This is a genomic window from Caballeronia sp. INML1 (assembly GCF_023631085.1).
Lineage (GTDB): Bacteria > Pseudomonadota > Gammaproteobacteria > Burkholderiales > Burkholderiaceae > Caballeronia > Caballeronia turbans.
Genome location: NZ_JALQDT010000077.1, coordinates 64,885 through 81,478, shown reverse-complemented (window position 1 = coordinate 81,478; position 16,594 = coordinate 64,885). Strand labels below are relative to the sequence as shown.

The following is a 16,594-nucleotide window of genomic DNA, read 5'->3' as shown; positions in this document are numbered from 1 at the left end:
CAGTATTGTCAAACGTCGAGCAGCAGACGATCCCCACCGCCCGAGCTGGGATGTGCAGGCACGGCGCAGCAGATCAACGCCTCGTCCTCCGGCACCTTGAATTCTGGACTTGCAGTGTAGGCCACTGCGCCTTCAACAATGCGCGTCCGGCAGCTTCCGCAACTGCCGCTCCGGCAACCATAGTCTGGTGCCAAGCCACGTGCTTCGGCCAGTTCAAGCAGAGATCCGGAATCCGGCTGCCAGCGCGCTTCCTTTCCTGTCCTCACGAACGCGACGGGCGTCGGCTTATCTGCCGGTGCGCGCAAGGAAACGCTCAACGTCGCATCGGTGCGCCGTTTAACGCCGGACGGACCGAAGGCTTCCACGTGGATGCGGGCGTCTGCGACGTTGAGGTCGCGCAGCCCGTCATAAATCGACCGCATGAAACCCGCTGGCCCGCACAGATAAAAGTCGTAGTCGTCAAAGGGAAGCGTCGCACGCAGCAAATTCATATCAACACGTCCCGCAACGTCAAAGTCTTCGCCCTCGCGCGCGTCGCTCGGGTCTGACAGCGCGCGCACGACCTTCACTGCACCATCGGCGGAAGCCACTAGACGGCTGATCTCCTCGCTGAACGCACGGTCCTTGATTGAACGCGCCGAGTGTATGAACCACGTCTTGCGAATTCCGCGCTTGCGTAGGCCTTCGTAGACGATGTGACGTAACATGGCGAGCATCGGCGTTACACCAACACCGGCGGCAAGCAACACTGCGGGCCGGCGTTCGAGTGCATCGACCGTGAATTGGCCCGCCGGGGCACGCGCCTCAATCACGTCGCCATTGCGCAAGGTGTCGTGCAGATATGATGAGACGCTTCCTTCTCGCTTCACGCTTATTCGGTAAAAGCCGTCCGACGGCGCACTCGACAATGTGTAATTGCGCGGAATCGGCGTGCCATCGCTCACGATACTGACACGAATCGGCAGATGCTGACCCGCAAGGTGCGGAATCAGCCCAGCACCGTCGATCGGTTCCAAATGAAAGGACCGGATCACTGCGCTTTCGTCGACGATCTTCGCAACCCTGAAAGGGCGCCATGAACGCGCGAGGTCTGAGGCCCTTAGTCGGCTCGCTGCATCATCCCAACTCCCTGTCATAAGCGAGTTGGGCGACCAACCGCTCGTCTGAAACTTCCAGCGCAACGGCAACGCGCCGCGGCGGTGAATCACTCTGCGCGGCTTGAAGCGCCACAGCCTTTCGGCGCCCTGAAAAGCAGCGATCTCTGGCGACTCGAGATCGACCTCTGCGTCGCCTGCCATTTGCAGGACATCGCCGGTTTCGAAGTCGGTGAATAGCAAGCCGGCGCGGGGATTGACCAGAAAATTGCCAAGCGTCGCGAAGAACAGATTGCCAGCGAAGTCGGGAATCGTCAGCACACCGTCATCGCCGATGCGCACAAACCCCGCCTTCCCGCCTCGATGCGAAACATCGACCTGGCGCGCGTCGCCATCGCCTTGATACGAGGCGACAAACAACGTGTCGGCGCTTGTTATCATCTCGTGGGCGCGGTCGTCGATGCGATCGTATTCTATCGGCGCCGTCTCCGAGAAGACATCCGGATCCCGCACGAACTCAAAGTCGCGCAACTGGATGTATTGCGGACAATTGCCGAAACTTTGCACGACTTCAAGATCGAATGCGCGCGCGGCCCGCTGGCGGATCATGCCATTCAGCCGATTGCGTCGGCGAGTGTGCAGCTCGATACCGAGCAGCCCGAGCGCCGCGCCGTCACCGATGCCACCGGCGGCTGGATCATTAGGATCGAACGCGGCATCGATAGAGAGGATCCGATCGGTAGGCGAACGCATGAAGCCCGGTCGCCCGCACCCGTAGGACGCCCACACGTCACCATCGTTTGCTACTGCGCCAACGACGATGAATGGAAGTTGGGAAAAGAAGCTTCGGTGCTGTTCGGGCATGTGATCCCGGACGAAACGCCGGCCCACGCTGTCCATCTTCTGCATTACACCGACCTTCTCTTGTAGTTGTAGTTCGCCCGGATGCCAGGGCGAGCCGATTTGGCTCGATACAGAACTCACGATCTATCTCCTCGATCGAAAATGCGCGTTCGATGTTGCAAGAACCCGTCTCCGCGGCGGGAGCAGTCATGCAGCGGCGGCAAGTCCGACCGGCGTCTTGGCAAATTCGACGAAGCCCGGCAGTGCTTCGATGCGTCGAAGCCACGCATTGACGTTTGGATAGCTGGACAGGTCCACGTTGCCCTCGGGCGCACGCGCGATGTACCCATACAACGCGACGTCAGCGATAGTCGGTTTGGACGTGACGAGGAAGTCACGACCGCTGAGTTCTTCATCGATCAATTTGAGGATACGATGCGCGCGCGCGATGACCTCGTCGGCATTGAATTTGGCACCAAACACGGTGATGAGCCGCGCGGCCGCCGGCCCAAAAGCGATTTCGCCCGCTGCTACCGACAGCCAGCGCTGTACGGCGGCTTCTTCGACCGGATTCTGCGGAAGGAAATCAGTCCTGCCGGACTTGCGCGCGAGATACACCAGAATCGCGTTCGAATCGGCGATCGCCACGTCTCCGTCGACGAGCACCGGAACTTGACCGAAACGGTTCAACTTCAAGAAGTCCGGGGACTTGTGTGCGCCGGCGGCAAGATCGACTTCGACGAGTTCATGGGTAATAGCAAGGAGCGAAATCAGCAGTCGGGCACGGTGAGAATGACCGGACAGCGGATGAACGTACAGTTTCATGGTCGTTTCCTTGAGTTGGCCGCAGTGGGCAGGTGAGCACCATATCGCGCGTAGTAAAAGCCCCGCGTGAGATAGGCAGAGTGAATCTTTGCCGGTCGCACGGAGCGCCCGGGTCCAATGGCTGTTGCTTGGTAGCCGCCGAGGCATAGAACCGCTTTACACGCGGACCTGTACGCAGATGCGACACGTCGAGTGCTCTGACTTAGTGCCTCGACTCTCTCTTCCCTTTTTGCATCGGAAACCGCTTGGGTGAAAGGAGGCTATGCTCAATCACCTGCGCTTTTCGGCCGTCTGTTCGCGTCCAGGTCCTCAATCGTTGGGGTGCAAGAAGCCAGTCTTTTGCTTCTTCGGTAGGCGCGCGTCGCGCCATGACATAAACACGATCGCTTGATCTCAGAGCATCAGAGTCGACAACATTTGAATTCATGCACATCAACGAAGGCGCCGGCGGCCGATCCATTTTGTGCAGGAGCACCCCGCCCGCGCTCGGTGACCGCGAAACCGATATTGAGATAACACATCCCCCCGCTCTTCGGATGAAAAAACGCGGATTATTTAGGCTCGTAAGTCTGCTGAATTTTGTGCCCAACCTCAGCGATAGTCTTTCAAGAACGCACGCTAAACGAGGGGTCGGATTTCAGAATCCCTCTGGACTACGCCGAGCTTGTGAGCGGAGCGCGTTGAGGTAGACCCCTCCCCGTGCGGAATCTCAAGTCGCGGAGTGACGTGAGCTCGATCTCGCGATGCGCAAGCCCCTTGCGCGTCGCCACCTTGAGGGGGACGATCTCAGCACCGCTCGCATCCGAGTGTCAAGGTGCGGACGCTTCATTCGTTCCTTGATCGTCAGGTACATCGACAACATCAAAAGTACGTGCCAGGTGTCGTTCCTCCGTTCGCAGACGTCGGTGTTAGGCACCGGAATGCAAGTGACGGCGCAACGCCAGTGCAGTCAGCCGACCCTGCCATCGTCGTGCCGGAGCTTCAGCACGTTTCTGCATCGCTCTCGGCTCGGCAAGACACTCGCTGATTCCAGGCGAAGCCAGCGACCTGTTCCCCGACCGCACGAAGCAGTTTTTCCTGCTCCGTCAAGGGGTCGCGTACTTCGCTGCCCGGCGGAATGATCGTATTGATTCCTACGCCGAGCGGCGTCGGCCATCCGCGCAACGCATGCACGATCGATCGCAGAGAAGTAAGAGTCAATCCGACTCCTTGCCAACCGCCCGCGCAAACGATGCATCCAACTGGCCGCGCGTCGAGATAGGGACGGCTGTCGTCTCGCAAGTCTTCGAGATAGTCCAGCGCATTCTTCACCAGTCCAGAAAGTCCGCCATGATAAGACGGTGTCGAGACGATGATTCCGTCGCATCGACGGATGAGTTCGACGAGGCGGCGCGCACCGTGATGTGTGGCCGTTACGCCGGGCGCATACATTGGTAATACGAGGTTGTCGCCTGACACCACCTCGACTTCACAGTCTCTGGACCGGGCTTCGTCGACGCTGATTCGCAAGGCTCTCTCCGAGGTAGAGCCGTCACGCAGAGTTCCACCAATACCCAAAATAAAAGGACGTGCCATTTTGAACTCCGTTTTTTCACTGTCTACAGGTTTCGAATTTAATTACAGCCGTCAAACTCCAACACATGCCTGTGCTCGTTTCTCCTTTCTGTGCGGTTCTTTAGCGCACGATTCGATCTTCTGAAAGATTCGTCGCGGAGACAATCAGGGGTATGGAAAGCACGTCAGAATCTGTGGGCGATCATCGCTCTGATGGCTAGCTGCGTAGCGTTGCTGGAAGCCGTCAGACCAGTAATGTTCGCCACTGCTTTCTGTCCCGTCGAATCGATCCCTTCAGCGCGTTGCCACACGCCGACCAAAGTGAGATCGGTTCTCTTCGACAGCGAATAGATCGCGCCGAGATCGACCTGGTGATATCGCGCCGTGTCCGCATCGGTAAAATCGTACGATCCGGCCAACGCCAGCGATGGCGTCAGTCGATACAACGAGTTGATTTCGTAGCTGTTGATCCGTACCTGCGGTTCCCGATACGGGATACCGGCGATCGGACGGATATCGACGAAGCGGGTGTTCGTGTAGACAAGTCCGACCTTTCCGTCACCTATCTTGTATGTGAATGCAGCGCCGAAGATCTGCAAGGATGCAGCTGACGCATAGCCTCGGTAAACCGGACTCGTTACCGGTGAGCTGTAACCAGGCGAGCCGGGAGACACGCTGCCGTCGAACGCGGTGACCGACGGATTGTTCAAATTGGCGAAGGCAACCGCCGCTTTAACCGGGCCTGTTTGATAGTCGACTCCGAAGCTGTACACGCGGTTGTTGCCAAAGTTTCCTGGCGTTCCGCCGGGAGCAAACACGCCTTCGACCGCGACGCCGCCCAACCGGGGACTTGCGTACTTTATTGCGTTGTTTATCCGGGCTGTGGCGTTCATGTTGTCGAAGTCGCCGGGATGCGATCCAAAGAATCCCCACTGCGCCGTCGCACTCGATAGCCCGATATACTCGAACACCGGCTCGTACTGACGGCCGAGCGTCAATCCACCAAAGGGCCCAGTCAAGCCAACATAAGCCTGACGACCGAACATTCGCCCCCCTTGAGAGAGCTTCCCGTTGTTCGGGTCAAATCCATTCTCCAGCGTGAAGACAGCCTTGATTCCTGCACCGAGCTCCTCCTCACCGCGCAAGCCCCATCGGCTGGGATTCGTCAACGCCGTAGCGGTTTGAAATACCGACGATCCCTTCTGATTACTCGTATAGACAAAGCCCTCGAAGACCAGACCGTACAAAGTTACGGCGCTTTGTGCATGTGCCGAGCTTGCCAACAAGGAACACGTTATCAGGGTTAGGGCTTTCCTCACCGACTGTCTCCATATTTTCTGTAGCGAGTCGCTCGTAAGGGACTTGTCTTGAGTACCCTTCGATGCCCAGCTGTTTGAATTCACGATAGAAGGAACGTCAGCACCCTTTCGTTGAACACGTCGGGCACGTCGATTTGCGGGCAATGTCCGCCGTCGAGCATCAGGAGCTCGGAACCGCCGATTTGCTTCTGCAACTGCCGCGCGTAGCCGGGCTCACGAAGCGTGTCCTGATGTCCCGCGACGATCAGCGTCGGAATATCGATGCGAGAATAGTCTGGATGCTTGTCCACCAGAGGCCGCGCCGCGCGCACTGGCGCCTTGAATCGAGCGGCCGCCACGCACTCCCAGGCGCCCTTCTCGATTGACAAGGCGTGACGCCGCTTGATATATCCGAGGTCGTTGCGCAGCGAAGGACGCTTGATGAGCACGTCGACCATGCGGTGCATTGCTTCCTCCGAACCGTCATAGTCGGTCAGCACTTTGCGATCGTCGTTCTCCGGGACGTGCCCTCCGCCGCTGACCAGGATCATGCGATCGATCGGCCAACGCTTGTCATCGCTCGCGGCAACATTGACGAGGACAGTGCCGCCCATGGAATTGCCCATGAAATGAGCGCGCTCTACCCCGATCTGCCGAAGAAAGGCGCTCATGTGGTTCACCCTGGCGTTCCACATGTCTTCGAAGAAAAATACCTTTTCGCTTTGACCAAAGCCGAGCCAATCGGGCGCGATCACGCGGAAATGTTCTGCCAGCCTGTCGAAGTTCCATTCCCAGCTCAACGCGCCACAGGCACCGAACTCCCCGCTATGAAGAAGAACCAAGGCCGGTCCCTTGCCCCCTTCGAGGTAGTGCGTCTTGAGCCCATTGACCGTCTCGAACCGGCTTTGGGCACTTTGCATTGGAGACATGTATTGCAAATCCGTAGATTGGTAAGAAGCGACCATGAACAGTTCTAGACGAGCGGCGGCGAACCATTGAGCCGGCACTCGGACCCGACAGGTTCACCACCAACACCGTTGCTGCTTACGTGCCTGCCTGTTCGAGCTCACGAGAGACAGTGATGCGCGACGCCGAGCGCTGCTTGAGGCGAGGCAATACTTCCTTGCCAAACAGAGTCAGGTTGTCCACCGTGTCGGCATGTGAGAGCGACGCGGCATGGCCCATCATGAGAAGGTTGCCGAGGCCGCCTACGTCGTCATCGAAAGCGGCGATCTGCTCATACACCTCATCCGGCGTGCCGACGAACATCGCACCGGCATCGATGAGTTCTTCGATCGAGCCGCTATGAACATCGACCGCTTTGCCGGATGCTGACTTCGCGGTGCGCTTTCCATTCGCCCGCATCATGCGCGCACTGTCGGCCGCTGACATATAACCGGGCGGATTGTCGAATGGCTCGGCAACCAGCGCCGAGGTTCGCAGGTAATTCACGAGGATCCGTGCGCGCTGCATGGCTTTGTCATGCGTATCAGCGACGGCGACGATCCCGAGGTAGGCGAAGCGATCCGCAGAAGGCGTGGCATGTCCGAGCTCGGCCGCAACCTCCCGGTAGTAGTCGAACATGCCTGCCGTCTGCTTTCCGCTCAGGAACGTGGCGAAGACGTGTCCGCGCGACGCAATATCGCGGATGTTGCTTCGGCTTCGTCCGGAGATCCAGACCGGCGGGTGCGGATCCTGGTAAGGTCGAGGCCAGACGTTGACATTGCGCGCCTGGAAATGCTTTCCCTGCCAGTTGAAGGGGCCGTCCCGCGTGCTCAGCGCCTTCAAGATCAAGTCGTGCGCTTCCCAGAAACGGTCGGTCATGCCGACAGCGGATTTCTGCGTGACACCGAGTTCGTAAGGGACACCTCTGACGAAGCCCATTTCCAGCCGGCCGTGGGAGATCACGTCGATCATCGCGAGTTCCTCCGCGATTCGTACCGGATCCAGCCGATTGGCGATCGGATAACCGAGCGTGAGCAGGCGGGCGCGTTTCGTTTGTCTTGCTAGAATCGATAACGTGACGCCAGCGACGGATGACAAGCAGGTGGCCGTGGCGTGATGCTCGTTGACCATAAGGTCGAAGCCGAGTTCATCCGCGAGCATCCATTCGTCGAAGTAGCGAGCATATAAGTCGGCCATCACCGAAGGATCGCACTCGCTATTCGGCAGCGTCACACGCAGCGACGTTGCCTCGGGATTCCAAGCATCGGGGTAAGGCTGCTCGGTGAAATAGAAGACATTCATTATTAACCTCCTTGACGTTTCACTGCTCGATCGACACGGCTGCTTCATGTTGCGACGCGACTCGCTGGACGAAGCTGACGATCTCCCGCGCAACCACGGCAGGCTGTTCGATATGTGGAAAGTGGCCCGCGTCGACGATCTCGCGGTACTCGGCGCACGGCAGCGCTGCAGCAAGCTCACGACCATATGAAGGCGCGGTTATTGCATCATTCGCACCTTGGATAACCAACGTAGGTCTGTCCGCGCGACCCAGTCGCTGCCTGAGTTTAGGGTTGTAAAGGCACGGTAGCCATGCGAATCGCGCGGAAGCCTCGCGGTTCGTGGCAACGGTCAACAGCTCCTCGTCAGTGAGCCGATCCCTCGGCGGAGGCGCGAAGCGAAGATCGAAATAGGCATGTTCGGCGAAGGCCGCTTCCGACATCGAAAACACGTCGGCAATGTCGTTATCTGTCGGGTGTCCGAACTTGACGCCTACTGAGTCGATCAAAACGACCTGACCGATGCGCTCGACGGACTTCACCGCCATCTCCAACGCGACCCAGCCTCCGAATGAGCTTCCGACCAAAACGACATCTTTTAGATCGAGCTCCCCCAACAGATCGAGATAGAAGTACGCGAGGTCGTCGACCGAATCGAAATCGTCATTGATGGACGACTGATCAAAGCCTGGATGGGACGGTGCGATTACATCGAATGACTCGCTTAGAGCAGTCAGCACGTCCACTGAACTGGCGCGCCCGAGATGCGGATGCAGAAAGAGCAGCACACGGCCATGACCGGCGCGAAGGACATCGATATCAAGTTTGTTGACGGTAAGCCTGCTAGTAGCCATATCTCTCCTTGACAGTATGTGAAATACATTTCACTTAATTCAGAATATGAGCTGCCTGGGATCGACGTCAATGCTCCAAATCCTTAGATTTTGGTCACCAAGCGTCCAATCGCAGGCATCGCCACGGCCCTGTCCAATGAGGCGGAAGAGATTAGTTGACAACGGACGCCACCACACCCTAGGATGAATATATGTGAAATGACATTTCACATAGTGTTTGTTCGCAACGTAGATCTCACCTCGCACTGCGAACCCGCCAGCGGCATGACACACCCCCCATGCCACTTCAAGCGCGGTGATCGATGAGGGTTCCTATATGAAAACAAGGAGACGATTGTGACGGGACGCACCTTATGTATCGAAGATTTAATCGATGAAGGGAAGATGGGAAAGCGGCATTACCTCATCATTCTTCTCTGCGGTCTTGTCCTCTTCGTCGATGGTTTCGACACGCAGTGCATCAGTTATGCGGTTCCTCACATGGCCGCCCAATGGCAGCTCAAGCGCGCGGAACTCGGTCCGTTATTTTCCGCCGCGCTGATCGGACTGATGGTGGGATTTCTCGTCGTATCGCCACTTTCCCCGCGCATCGGTCACAAGCGACTGATGATCGCCTCTTGGGTCGTGTTCTCGCTGTTCACGCTTGCGACAGCCTTCGCCACCAACGTGTCGGAGGTCATCGCGTTCCGGTTTCTGGCAGGCATCGGCCTAGGTGGTGCCATTCCGAGCGCGATCGCATTAACTTCGGAATACAGTCCGAAAAGGTTTCGTGCCACGGCGGTGATGTTGATTTACTGCTGCTATTCGCTCGGTTTTGTCGCGTCAGGATTCGTTGCTGGCGCCTTGCTGTCGCGCTACCACTGGGGGTCGGTGTTTCTCGTTGGCGGAGTAACACCGCTCGCCCTGACGTATCTTCTTTGGAAATTTCTGCCGGAATCGATCTACTTTGCACTGCGCAAAGGGCGAACCGACACAGTCGAGAAACTTCTGCGCCGCCACTACCCCACCCTGCCCAATATTCGAGGCGCGCGCTTCGTCAACTCGACGACCGAATCTGATCGTATCGGCGTGCTGGGCTTGCTTGGATCGGCCGAGCGCAGAGGCACCATCTGTCTCTGGATACTCGTTTTCCTGAATCTGGGCGTGTTCTACTTCATTCAAAGTTGGCTGCCGACTATGCTTCACTCTTTGAAGTACGCGACAGATTCCATCGTATGGGTAACGACCTTGACTACGATAGGCGGCTTCTGTGCCGCGTTTGTCATCGGGCCGTTGATGGATCGGACCGGGCCCTACCTGACACTCGCCGCGCTTTATCTCGGCGGCGCTGCGTCAATGTTATGGATGGCATCGTCTATCTCGGCAGAACCAAAGGTACTGATGTGCGCAGCGTTTGCAGTTGGCTTTTGCGTAAGCGGCGGACAAAAGGGAACAATCGCGCTCGCGATCCACTTTTATCCCACGGGCTTAAGAGCGACCGGAACAGGCTGGGCCCTTGGCATGGGGCGGCTGGGCGGAATTCTCGGGCCCTTGCTCGCTGGCGTGCTATACAGCGCCCAACTGTCAATCGACGAGATCTTTCGAATCGCGGCGGCTCCAGTGCTCCTCGGCGCTGCGGTGACGTTCGTGATGCGTTGGATTTACAGCGAGAGCAAGCGTACAGAGGCCGCGGTAACGTAATCGCAGTCTATCGACACAGACGATGAATAATCCTGCGCCTTTCGAGGCGCAACCCACTCAAGGTGATAAGCGAATGCCGGTCAGTCAGGTCAGTCATCTGGATCGATCGGCACGCGACTACAGCACTGGCTACCGGACTTGCGTAACCGGCAAGCTGATAGTGTCGGGATCGATGTGAGCATACGGATTCTCGAACAATGCCGGCTGGTCCGCGATTCTGGTCTCAATCGACGTCACGATCTGACGCCAGTCGCGGATCTTCTTATCGTCGGCACGCTGATTCTGAGAATCAAGCACAGGGCCTTCGATGGCGAGGACGCCTAGCGTGCGGCTACTCAAGCGGATTGGCAGCGCAATCGATGCTCGTCCTTCCGCAAACTTGAATGCCTCGCATCCATATCCGTTGGAGCGTATGGCGTCCAGCTCGCGAGGCAGATCGTTCTTGAGCGTTACTCCTTCCTTCCTAGCCCATGCGACAAAGCGCTGATATTCTAGTCCGTCCAACGAAGCCAAGAGTACTTTCGATGGAAGGTCGCGCGATAATTCGCCGATGGAACCCACCGCAGAGGCCGTCCTGATTGGATTGGTCCCTGCAACGGTCGCAACCGTGACACCATACCAACCGACAGGCATAGTCAGCGTCACCGACTCTCCAGTCGCAAACGCAATCTGTCTCATGTACGGCAGAGCGACATCGCGAAGAAAAAAACGCGCGAATCCCGTCTGACGCAATCGTTTTGTCGTATCCCCGGCAACGAAGTCAGTGGAAGACTGGAACCGAGCGACATAACCTAGGCGCTCAAGCGCATCTAGACTGCGAAATACTGTCGCAACAGAAAGGCCAAGCTGATTGGCGAGAGCCGTGACGCCGATCGGCGCTTCAGCGGTGCATATGATCTCAAGGAGCGTCAGAGCTCGAAGCGCGGAACTGCTCATGAGTGTTCACGTGTCACAAAGATCGGCGATGCCGGTATCAATCGGGCTCGCTCTTGAAGCGGGCGCAGGATCGTCCGTATTTGCGGAAGTAATTCTTCTGCCCGCGCTTGACTGAACCTTTCACGCGGACCGCCAATGGTGATAGCCGCGTGAGGACGGTTGGCCCGGTCAAGTAATGGGAATGCGAGGTAAAGCGCGCCAAACTGTTCTGCGCCGTGCCACATGATTGATCCGTCTCTTCGAACGGTTTGGATGTCTTTCCAGACGTCATCCACGGTTTCGTACTTGGACGCGGTGGAGAAATCGACATATTGATCGATTGGCGCAGCAGCGCGCAAGAAGTCTTCAATGTCTTGGTCATCGAGAAATGCAAGCAGCGTCCTGGACGTCTTGCCGACATGCAAAGGCACGGAAAGCCCTCGCTGACTATGCGCGACGCGCGGCCCCTTCGCTTCGATCACCTCGACCGGCACTCGGTTGTCCCCGGCAATAATCGAGAGAAAGACGCTCTCGCCGGTAAGTTCGTGCAAGGCAATGAGATACGGATGGCAAAGTGCCCGTATGTCGAAGTCGTCGACCTTGCCGTTGCTCAGTCCAAGAACGCGGTAACCCAACGAAACCGTTTTCTTGTCACCGGAGGAGATCACGAAGCCCGCTGACTCTAGCGTATCCAAGGCCCTGGAAATGATAATGCGGCTGAGTGACAGCTCGGCTTCCAACCGCGAGACACTCGTGCTGCCCTCTTCGTCGATCAGGAAGCTCAGAACCGACAGGACTCGTTGCGCCGCTTGATTGCGATACGCGACTTCTTCTGTCGACTTCTCTGAATTCATCTCCGCCGCCCCCCGTAAGTACGCTCAGTTTACCATTTCACCAAGCTCGCTCAGCCTGTCGGACGAAGGCAGGACCGGGCCATCGGACTCTGACGTTGGATCGCTCGATAAACCGTCACGCCTCGATGCAACCTAAACACCCGGGCCGATCATAGCCATCCCATGAAGGCTAGCTCCCGATTTTCACAAGAATCTTCCCTACCACCGTCCCGCTCTCCTGCGCGAGATGCGCATCCACGACTTTTTCGAGCGGGAACTGCTGCCCTATCGTCGGCGAGTATGCCCTGGCGCTGATGCACGCTGATATATCCCGCACTGCGTCTTGAATCGACCTCTCGGACATCGAATAAAGGTACACGAATCGAAAAACATGACCGCCAAACATCGCTGGACGGAAGGGTATTTCAAGCGTCGCATCTGAACGACTACTGGAATAAGCAGTCACGACGCCGTCCGTTGCAAGACAGGCAAGATCGATGTGCACATTCGCGACTATGTCGACGTCAACGATACGGTCGACGCCTACACCCCCTGTGGCCGTCAGGACACGCTGCGCAACATCCTCTGAATGGCGAAAAATTACGACATCGGCACCTGCGTTTCTGGCCGCATCGGCCTGGGTCTCGTTACTCACCGTCGCGGCGACCCATGCGCCTGCCCACTTCGCAAGGAGAATCGCGGCCGTACCTACTCCGCCGCCGCCACCATGCACTAGCACACGCCCTCCACGCAAATCGCCATCGGCGAACAGGCAGCGGTGAGCGGTAATCGCTGGAATCCCAATAGATGCCCCCGTCTCGAACGATGCATCGTTGCCGAGCGGGACCGCCAGGCGGGACGGGAGGACTACATATTCTGCCGCAGTGCCGAAAGGCCGTTCTGTTTGTGCCTTGAACACCCATACCCTTTCTCCGATCCGTTCCTCTGATACACCGGAGCCGACCGCGTCAATGGTTCCACTGCCATCCTGGTGGGGAATCACCCGTGGGAAACGCATCGGAGCACCTGTGAAGCCGGTACGGGCCTTGATGTCGGACGGATTCAGACCGGAGACCGCGATCTTGACCCGTACTTCGCCACGCGCCGGTAATGGGTCAGGGAAGTCGCCGATCCTGAGGACATCGACGGCATCGCCTTGTCTTTCGTAGAACGCGGCTTTCATGAATGATCTTTTCGAAAAATTGTTGGATTCGCCCCGCTTCCGTCGGGTCGTGGGAATTGCTCAGCATTATAGATGTCAGCGCGGACAATCGCAGACGTCTGCTCATTTAGAGCTTTCAAAGCCGGATGGCGTATGGATTTGTGGTTAAGCTGTATAAGTCGGAAGGCAAAACGGTACGGATACGAACGACAGGGTCGCATTGTTGAGCCGTGCGCTCGACCACATGCCAGGGAACACAAAGGTAGTGCAAGTTCTTCGTTCTGCTGGGGCGTAGACCAGAATTTTTTGGGGCGGATCGACCATTCTTAGAGCACAGTTTCGAGCACGTCGGTCTGGACGAAGGCGTCACAGAAAAACTCATCTTCCAGCAGGCCCGCACGGATGAACTCCGTACGTGCAGCACGCGTCATCGCCGGGTTACCGCATGCGTAGACCTGATACGCAGTGAGCGACGGATGATCCGAAAGTACCGCGCGATGCACAAGACCTGTGCGGCCAGCCCATATCGCGTCAGGATGCGACAACACAGGCACGAGTTCGACGTGCCCTTCGTCGTGCCACTTACGCGCAAGATCCAAAAAATAAAGGTCACTCTCGTTGCGAGCGCCCCAATACAACTTCAACGGACGCGCAAACTTGCGCTTGAGCGCATCTTCAATGATGGACTTCACCGGCGCGAAACCCGTTCCCGTTGCAACGAGAATTACCGGCTTTGTAGACCCGTCGCGAAAGAAGAACTCGCCGTAGGGCAACTCTATCCGCAACTTGCTTCCCACTGCGAGTTCTTTCAGCACCCCGTCCGAGAAACGGCCACCTGGCACGCGGCGCACGTGTAGATGCACGCTGTCATTCTGGTGCGGCGGGTTGGCCATCGAATAGTTCCGAACCGTGTTGTCGTCGAGATGAACCTGCAGGTACTGGCCGGCTCTGAACTTTGCGCGCACTCCAATCGGCAGGCGAAGTTGTAGGACTGTCACATCCGGCGCAGGCTGCGTAATTCGAAAAACCGAGGCATCAACTTTCTTGCGCGCGATGCGCTCCCGCTTCTCGATCTTGCGAGGCACGATGGTCAAGTCCGTCGTCGGACGCGTGCAGCAAAAGAGCGCCTTCTCCGTCCCTTCCGCATTGACTACCTCTCCGACACACTCGGCGCACACACCCTTGCGACATGAATACGGGAGTGCAAAGCCGGCCCGCTCGGCGGCATCAAGAACGGTCTCGCCGTCGTTGCACTGGAAGCTGATGTCGCTCGCGGCGACGTTGATATGATGAGCCACATTCACTCCTTATGAACATTGACGGCGACGAGTGACCTGCACGCTTACATTGCTCGAGGACACTCATCGCTAACCGGTCCGTACTAGCTTTCGTATCGATTCCGGCGTGATGTCATGAAGGCTGCGCACACCCCGCGCAACCATGGACGCAATACCTTCTACAACGGCAGCGCGAGCAGAGTATCAATGCGCGAGCTATCACACACGGCAACGCGTTCACGCAATCGCACGCTGTTCCCATTACGCACGTAAGCATCAAGATAGCGCCCTGTGACGAATAGGCTCGTCGTTCCGTCGCGCATGATGCGCACGACCATAAACGAAGTCTCGCTGCGGACGACGTCGAGGTCCTCCGACACGATGTAGGGCTGTCCGAGTAGATGTCGATACGCATGACGCTCGTAAATGTTCGCATCCCGCAGCGACGCGACCCGGTCCATTAGCATGCCGCGCGACGCCGCATAGATCAGACTTGCCTCGAGACCTCGCTTGTGATTCTCAGCCGTAGTCACTTTGTAGATGCATTCGTCGACGAAGAAGTCTGGCCATCCGGCGAGATCTCCATCGTCTATGCAGCGCACATACTCAGCCTGCGCTCGCGCAATCAACTGAAAAACGTCTTGCATGATGGGGTCCCCTGCGATCAATAGTTCATAGCGTGGCGATACGCCTTCCAAAAGCCTCGAATGGAGGCTTCTGTTACACGGCTCTCGCTGCTATCGGCTGTGTCGCCACCCATTTCAAGTACCGAGCAGGATCCTTCCGCGCCTTCGATACCACGCTGAACGAAGCCTCCGACGCAGCCATCTTCCATCGAGACATATCCCGCGGGGCCAACCAGGTTAGCTTGCCGCAAGCGCATTTCCCGCAGCTCCGGCGTGTCATTGTCGAATCCGAGATATGTCCAGTTCAGCTCGGTTTCCTCGATGCCTCTCGGCAAGATCTGACGCACGGCGATGGCGTTTTGAATCTGCTGTAGCACGAAGCCTGGAAACACGGACAGGATCTGCAGCGTAATGCCATCACCGAACTCGTCGGTGCCTTTGAGGATGGACACGTCCTCTAAACGATGTCCGCTCTCCGAGCGAATGTTCTGCTTCGAATAGTCGCTTCCCGCGTCATCCTTCGTATGGTCCACCGCGGAGAAACTGACGTGATGCGCTCCGCTTGGGTCAACAATGATTCCACCGCGCTGCGAAAGTTTGTTCAACTGGAACGTAGTAAAAAATAGATGCAGGATACTCGCGTGATAGGAATCTTTGACGTTCTCAACGTAAAGCTTCCAGTTGTTTGGAAGCGTTTGAGTAAATCGGCCGAGCACCACCGGAACCCGACCATCCAAAATGCGTGCGACGCGTGACACGATCTCTTCGCCGAGGTAATCCTCCAGCGGCGCCACATCGTCCGAAAAGCTACCAAACACAAGCCCGTGCAGCGTTTCGATACGTAGCTTGCGTAGCCCGTGATCTTCCATACAGAAATCAGGCTTCATGCCCCCCTTGCCGTTGATACCGTCCTTGAAGGCGACACCCTTCAGGTCCCCCTGCAAGTTATAGGTCCAGGCGTGATAGACACAGCTGAAGTCCTTGGCATTGCCTTGATCCTCCAGGCACACCATTGCGCCGCGGTGCGCACAGCGATTCTCGAACGCATAAAGCTCTCCGTCTTCATCGCGCGTGACGACGACCGGGGTGTCGCCAACGAACGTGGAGCGAAAGTCGCCTGCGTTCGGCACTTCCACTTCGAGGCAAAGAAAATTCCAGTTTGCGCCGCGGAAAATTTTGTCCTGCTCGTCGGCGTACACCGCTTCGCTTCGGAACACCGTATAGGGCACGCGCGTCAAGCCTCTTTCGGGCCACCTGATATCTGCACGAGGCGCTGGTTTGATGGGAATGAAGTTCAAGTGTTTCTCCTTGCGCGAAATTTGATGTGCCGAGCGTCTTGAATCCATGCCGCTCGACATTTGACACCGCCGGGTGGATGTGTTCGAATACCGTACAGTGTTCGAATACG

General features: G+C 57.4%; 14 protein-coding genes. 1 reads left to right on the top strand and 13 read right to left on the bottom strand.

Annotation, left to right across the window (positions count from 1 at the left end; all coding sequences use genetic code 11):
* Window positions 1-8: 8 nt before the first annotated feature.
* The 7 genes from NCR38_RS30815 to NCR38_RS30785 all read right to left on the bottom strand — a co-directional run bounded on the left by NCR38_RS30815 (window position 9) and on the right by NCR38_RS30785 (window position 8,693).
* The gene (locus NCR38_RS30815) at window positions 9-2,078 is read right to left on the bottom strand and encodes a pyridoxamine 5'-phosphate oxidase family protein (protein ID WP_250478155.1); all 2,070 of its coding nucleotides are present in this window, start codon (window positions 2,076-2,078) and stop codon (window positions 9-11) included.
* A gap of 66 nt (window positions 2,079-2,144) precedes the next feature.
* Window positions 2,145-2,762 carry a glutathione S-transferase family protein gene (locus NCR38_RS30810; protein WP_053572482.1) on the bottom strand — a complete coding sequence of 206 codons (618 nt, stop codon included), beginning with the start codon at window positions 2,760-2,762 and terminating at the stop codon, window positions 2,145-2,147.
* A gap of 981 nt (window positions 2,763-3,743) precedes the next feature.
* Window positions 3,744-4,337: an NADPH-dependent FMN reductase gene (locus NCR38_RS30805; protein WP_250478154.1), complete on the bottom strand. Its 594-nt coding sequence runs from the start codon at window positions 4,335-4,337 to the stop codon at window positions 3,744-3,746.
* A 164-nt stretch (window positions 4,338-4,501) separates the two neighbouring features.
* Entirely contained in the window at window positions 4,502-5,635 is a 1,134-nt protein-coding gene (locus NCR38_RS30800; RefSeq protein WP_061119844.1) for a porin, read from the bottom strand.
* 80 nt (window positions 5,636-5,715) lie between these two features.
* Complete coding sequence (locus NCR38_RS30795; RefSeq protein ID WP_159680277.1) at window positions 5,716-6,543, bottom strand: alpha/beta fold hydrolase; 828 nt, start codon at window positions 6,541-6,543, stop codon at window positions 5,716-5,718.
* A gap of 115 nt (window positions 6,544-6,658) precedes the next feature.
* Window positions 6,659-7,861 (bottom strand): LLM class flavin-dependent oxidoreductase, encoded by a 1,203-nt coding sequence (locus NCR38_RS30790; protein WP_061119741.1) that lies wholly within the window; start codon window positions 7,859-7,861, stop codon window positions 6,659-6,661.
* Window positions 7,862-7,880: 19 nt separating this feature from the next.
* Complete coding sequence (locus NCR38_RS30785) at window positions 7,881-8,693, bottom strand: alpha/beta fold hydrolase (RefSeq protein WP_250478152.1); 813 nt, start codon at window positions 8,691-8,693, stop codon at window positions 7,881-7,883.
* Between the two features lie 336 nt (window positions 8,694-9,029).
* Here NCR38_RS30785 and NCR38_RS30780 point away from each other — a divergent pair, with 336 nt between their 5' ends.
* Window positions 9,030-10,373 (top strand): MFS transporter, encoded by a 1,344-nt coding sequence (locus NCR38_RS30780; protein ID WP_250478151.1) that lies wholly within the window; start codon window positions 9,030-9,032, stop codon window positions 10,371-10,373.
* Between the two features lie 129 nt (window positions 10,374-10,502).
* Here the strand turns inward: NCR38_RS30780 and NCR38_RS30775 are convergent, their stop codons facing one another.
* From NCR38_RS30775 to NCR38_RS30750, 6 genes are all read right to left on the bottom strand, one after another.
* Window positions 10,503-11,309, bottom strand: coding sequence for an IclR family transcriptional regulator (locus tag NCR38_RS30775; protein ID WP_250478150.1), 807 nt, complete (start codon window positions 11,307-11,309; stop codon window positions 10,503-10,505).
* The gene (locus tag NCR38_RS30770; RefSeq protein ID WP_061119737.1) at window positions 11,306-12,142 is read right to left on the bottom strand and encodes an IclR family transcriptional regulator; all 837 of its coding nucleotides are present in this window, start codon (window positions 12,140-12,142) and stop codon (window positions 11,306-11,308) included. Before NCR38_RS30770 ends, NCR38_RS30775 begins: the two co-directional genes overlap by 4 nt.
* A gap of 169 nt (window positions 12,143-12,311) precedes the next feature.
* A complete protein-coding gene (locus NCR38_RS30765; RefSeq protein WP_061119736.1) occupies window positions 12,312-13,304 on the bottom strand; it encodes an NADPH:quinone reductase in 993 nt (330 codons plus the stop codon).
* 305 nt (window positions 13,305-13,609) lie between these two features.
* A complete protein-coding gene (locus tag NCR38_RS34390) occupies window positions 13,610-14,581 on the bottom strand; it encodes an FAD-binding oxidoreductase (RefSeq protein WP_250478149.1) in 972 nt (323 codons plus the stop codon).
* 158 nt (window positions 14,582-14,739) lie between these two features.
* The gene (locus NCR38_RS30755; protein WP_409219326.1) at window positions 14,740-15,210 is read right to left on the bottom strand and encodes an aromatic-ring-hydroxylating dioxygenase subunit beta; all 471 of its coding nucleotides are present in this window, start codon (window positions 15,208-15,210) and stop codon (window positions 14,740-14,742) included.
* A gap of 14 nt (window positions 15,211-15,224) precedes the next feature.
* Window positions 15,225-16,484 (bottom strand): aromatic ring-hydroxylating dioxygenase subunit alpha, encoded by a 1,260-nt coding sequence (locus NCR38_RS30750; RefSeq protein WP_250478147.1) that lies wholly within the window; start codon window positions 16,482-16,484, stop codon window positions 15,225-15,227.
* Window positions 16,485-16,594 lie beyond the last annotated feature (110 nt).

What these genes read in the sequence shown, in the direction of transcription:
- NCR38_RS30810 (WP_053572482.1), bottom strand. Translation starts at nt 2,762, where the DNA reads ATGAAACTGTACGTTCATCCGCTGTCCGGTCATTCTCACCGTGCCCGA.
- NCR38_RS30805 (WP_250478154.1), bottom strand. Translation starts at nt 4,337, where the DNA reads ATGGCACGTCCTTTTATTTTGGGTATTGGTGGAACTCTGCGTGACGGC.
- NCR38_RS30795 (WP_159680277.1), bottom strand. Translation starts at nt 6,543, where the DNA reads ATGTCTCCAATGCAAAGTGCCCAAAGCCGGTTCGAGACGGTCAATGGG.
- NCR38_RS30790 (WP_061119741.1), bottom strand. Translation starts at nt 7,861, where the DNA reads ATGAATGTCTTCTATTTCACCGAGCAGCCTTACCCCGATGCTTGGAAT.
- NCR38_RS30785 (WP_250478152.1), bottom strand. Translation starts at nt 8,693, where the DNA reads ATGGCTACTAGCAGGCTTACCGTCAACAAACTTGATATCGATGTCCTT.
- NCR38_RS30775 (WP_250478150.1), bottom strand. Translation starts at nt 11,309, where the DNA reads ATGAGCAGTTCCGCGCTTCGAGCTCTGACGCTCCTTGAGATCATATGC.
- NCR38_RS30770 (WP_061119737.1), bottom strand. Translation starts at nt 12,142, where the DNA reads ATGAATTCAGAGAAGTCGACAGAAGAAGTCGCGTATCGCAATCAAGCG.
- NCR38_RS30765 (WP_061119736.1), bottom strand. Translation starts at nt 13,304, where the DNA reads ATGAAAGCCGCGTTCTACGAAAGACAAGGCGATGCCGTCGATGTCCTC.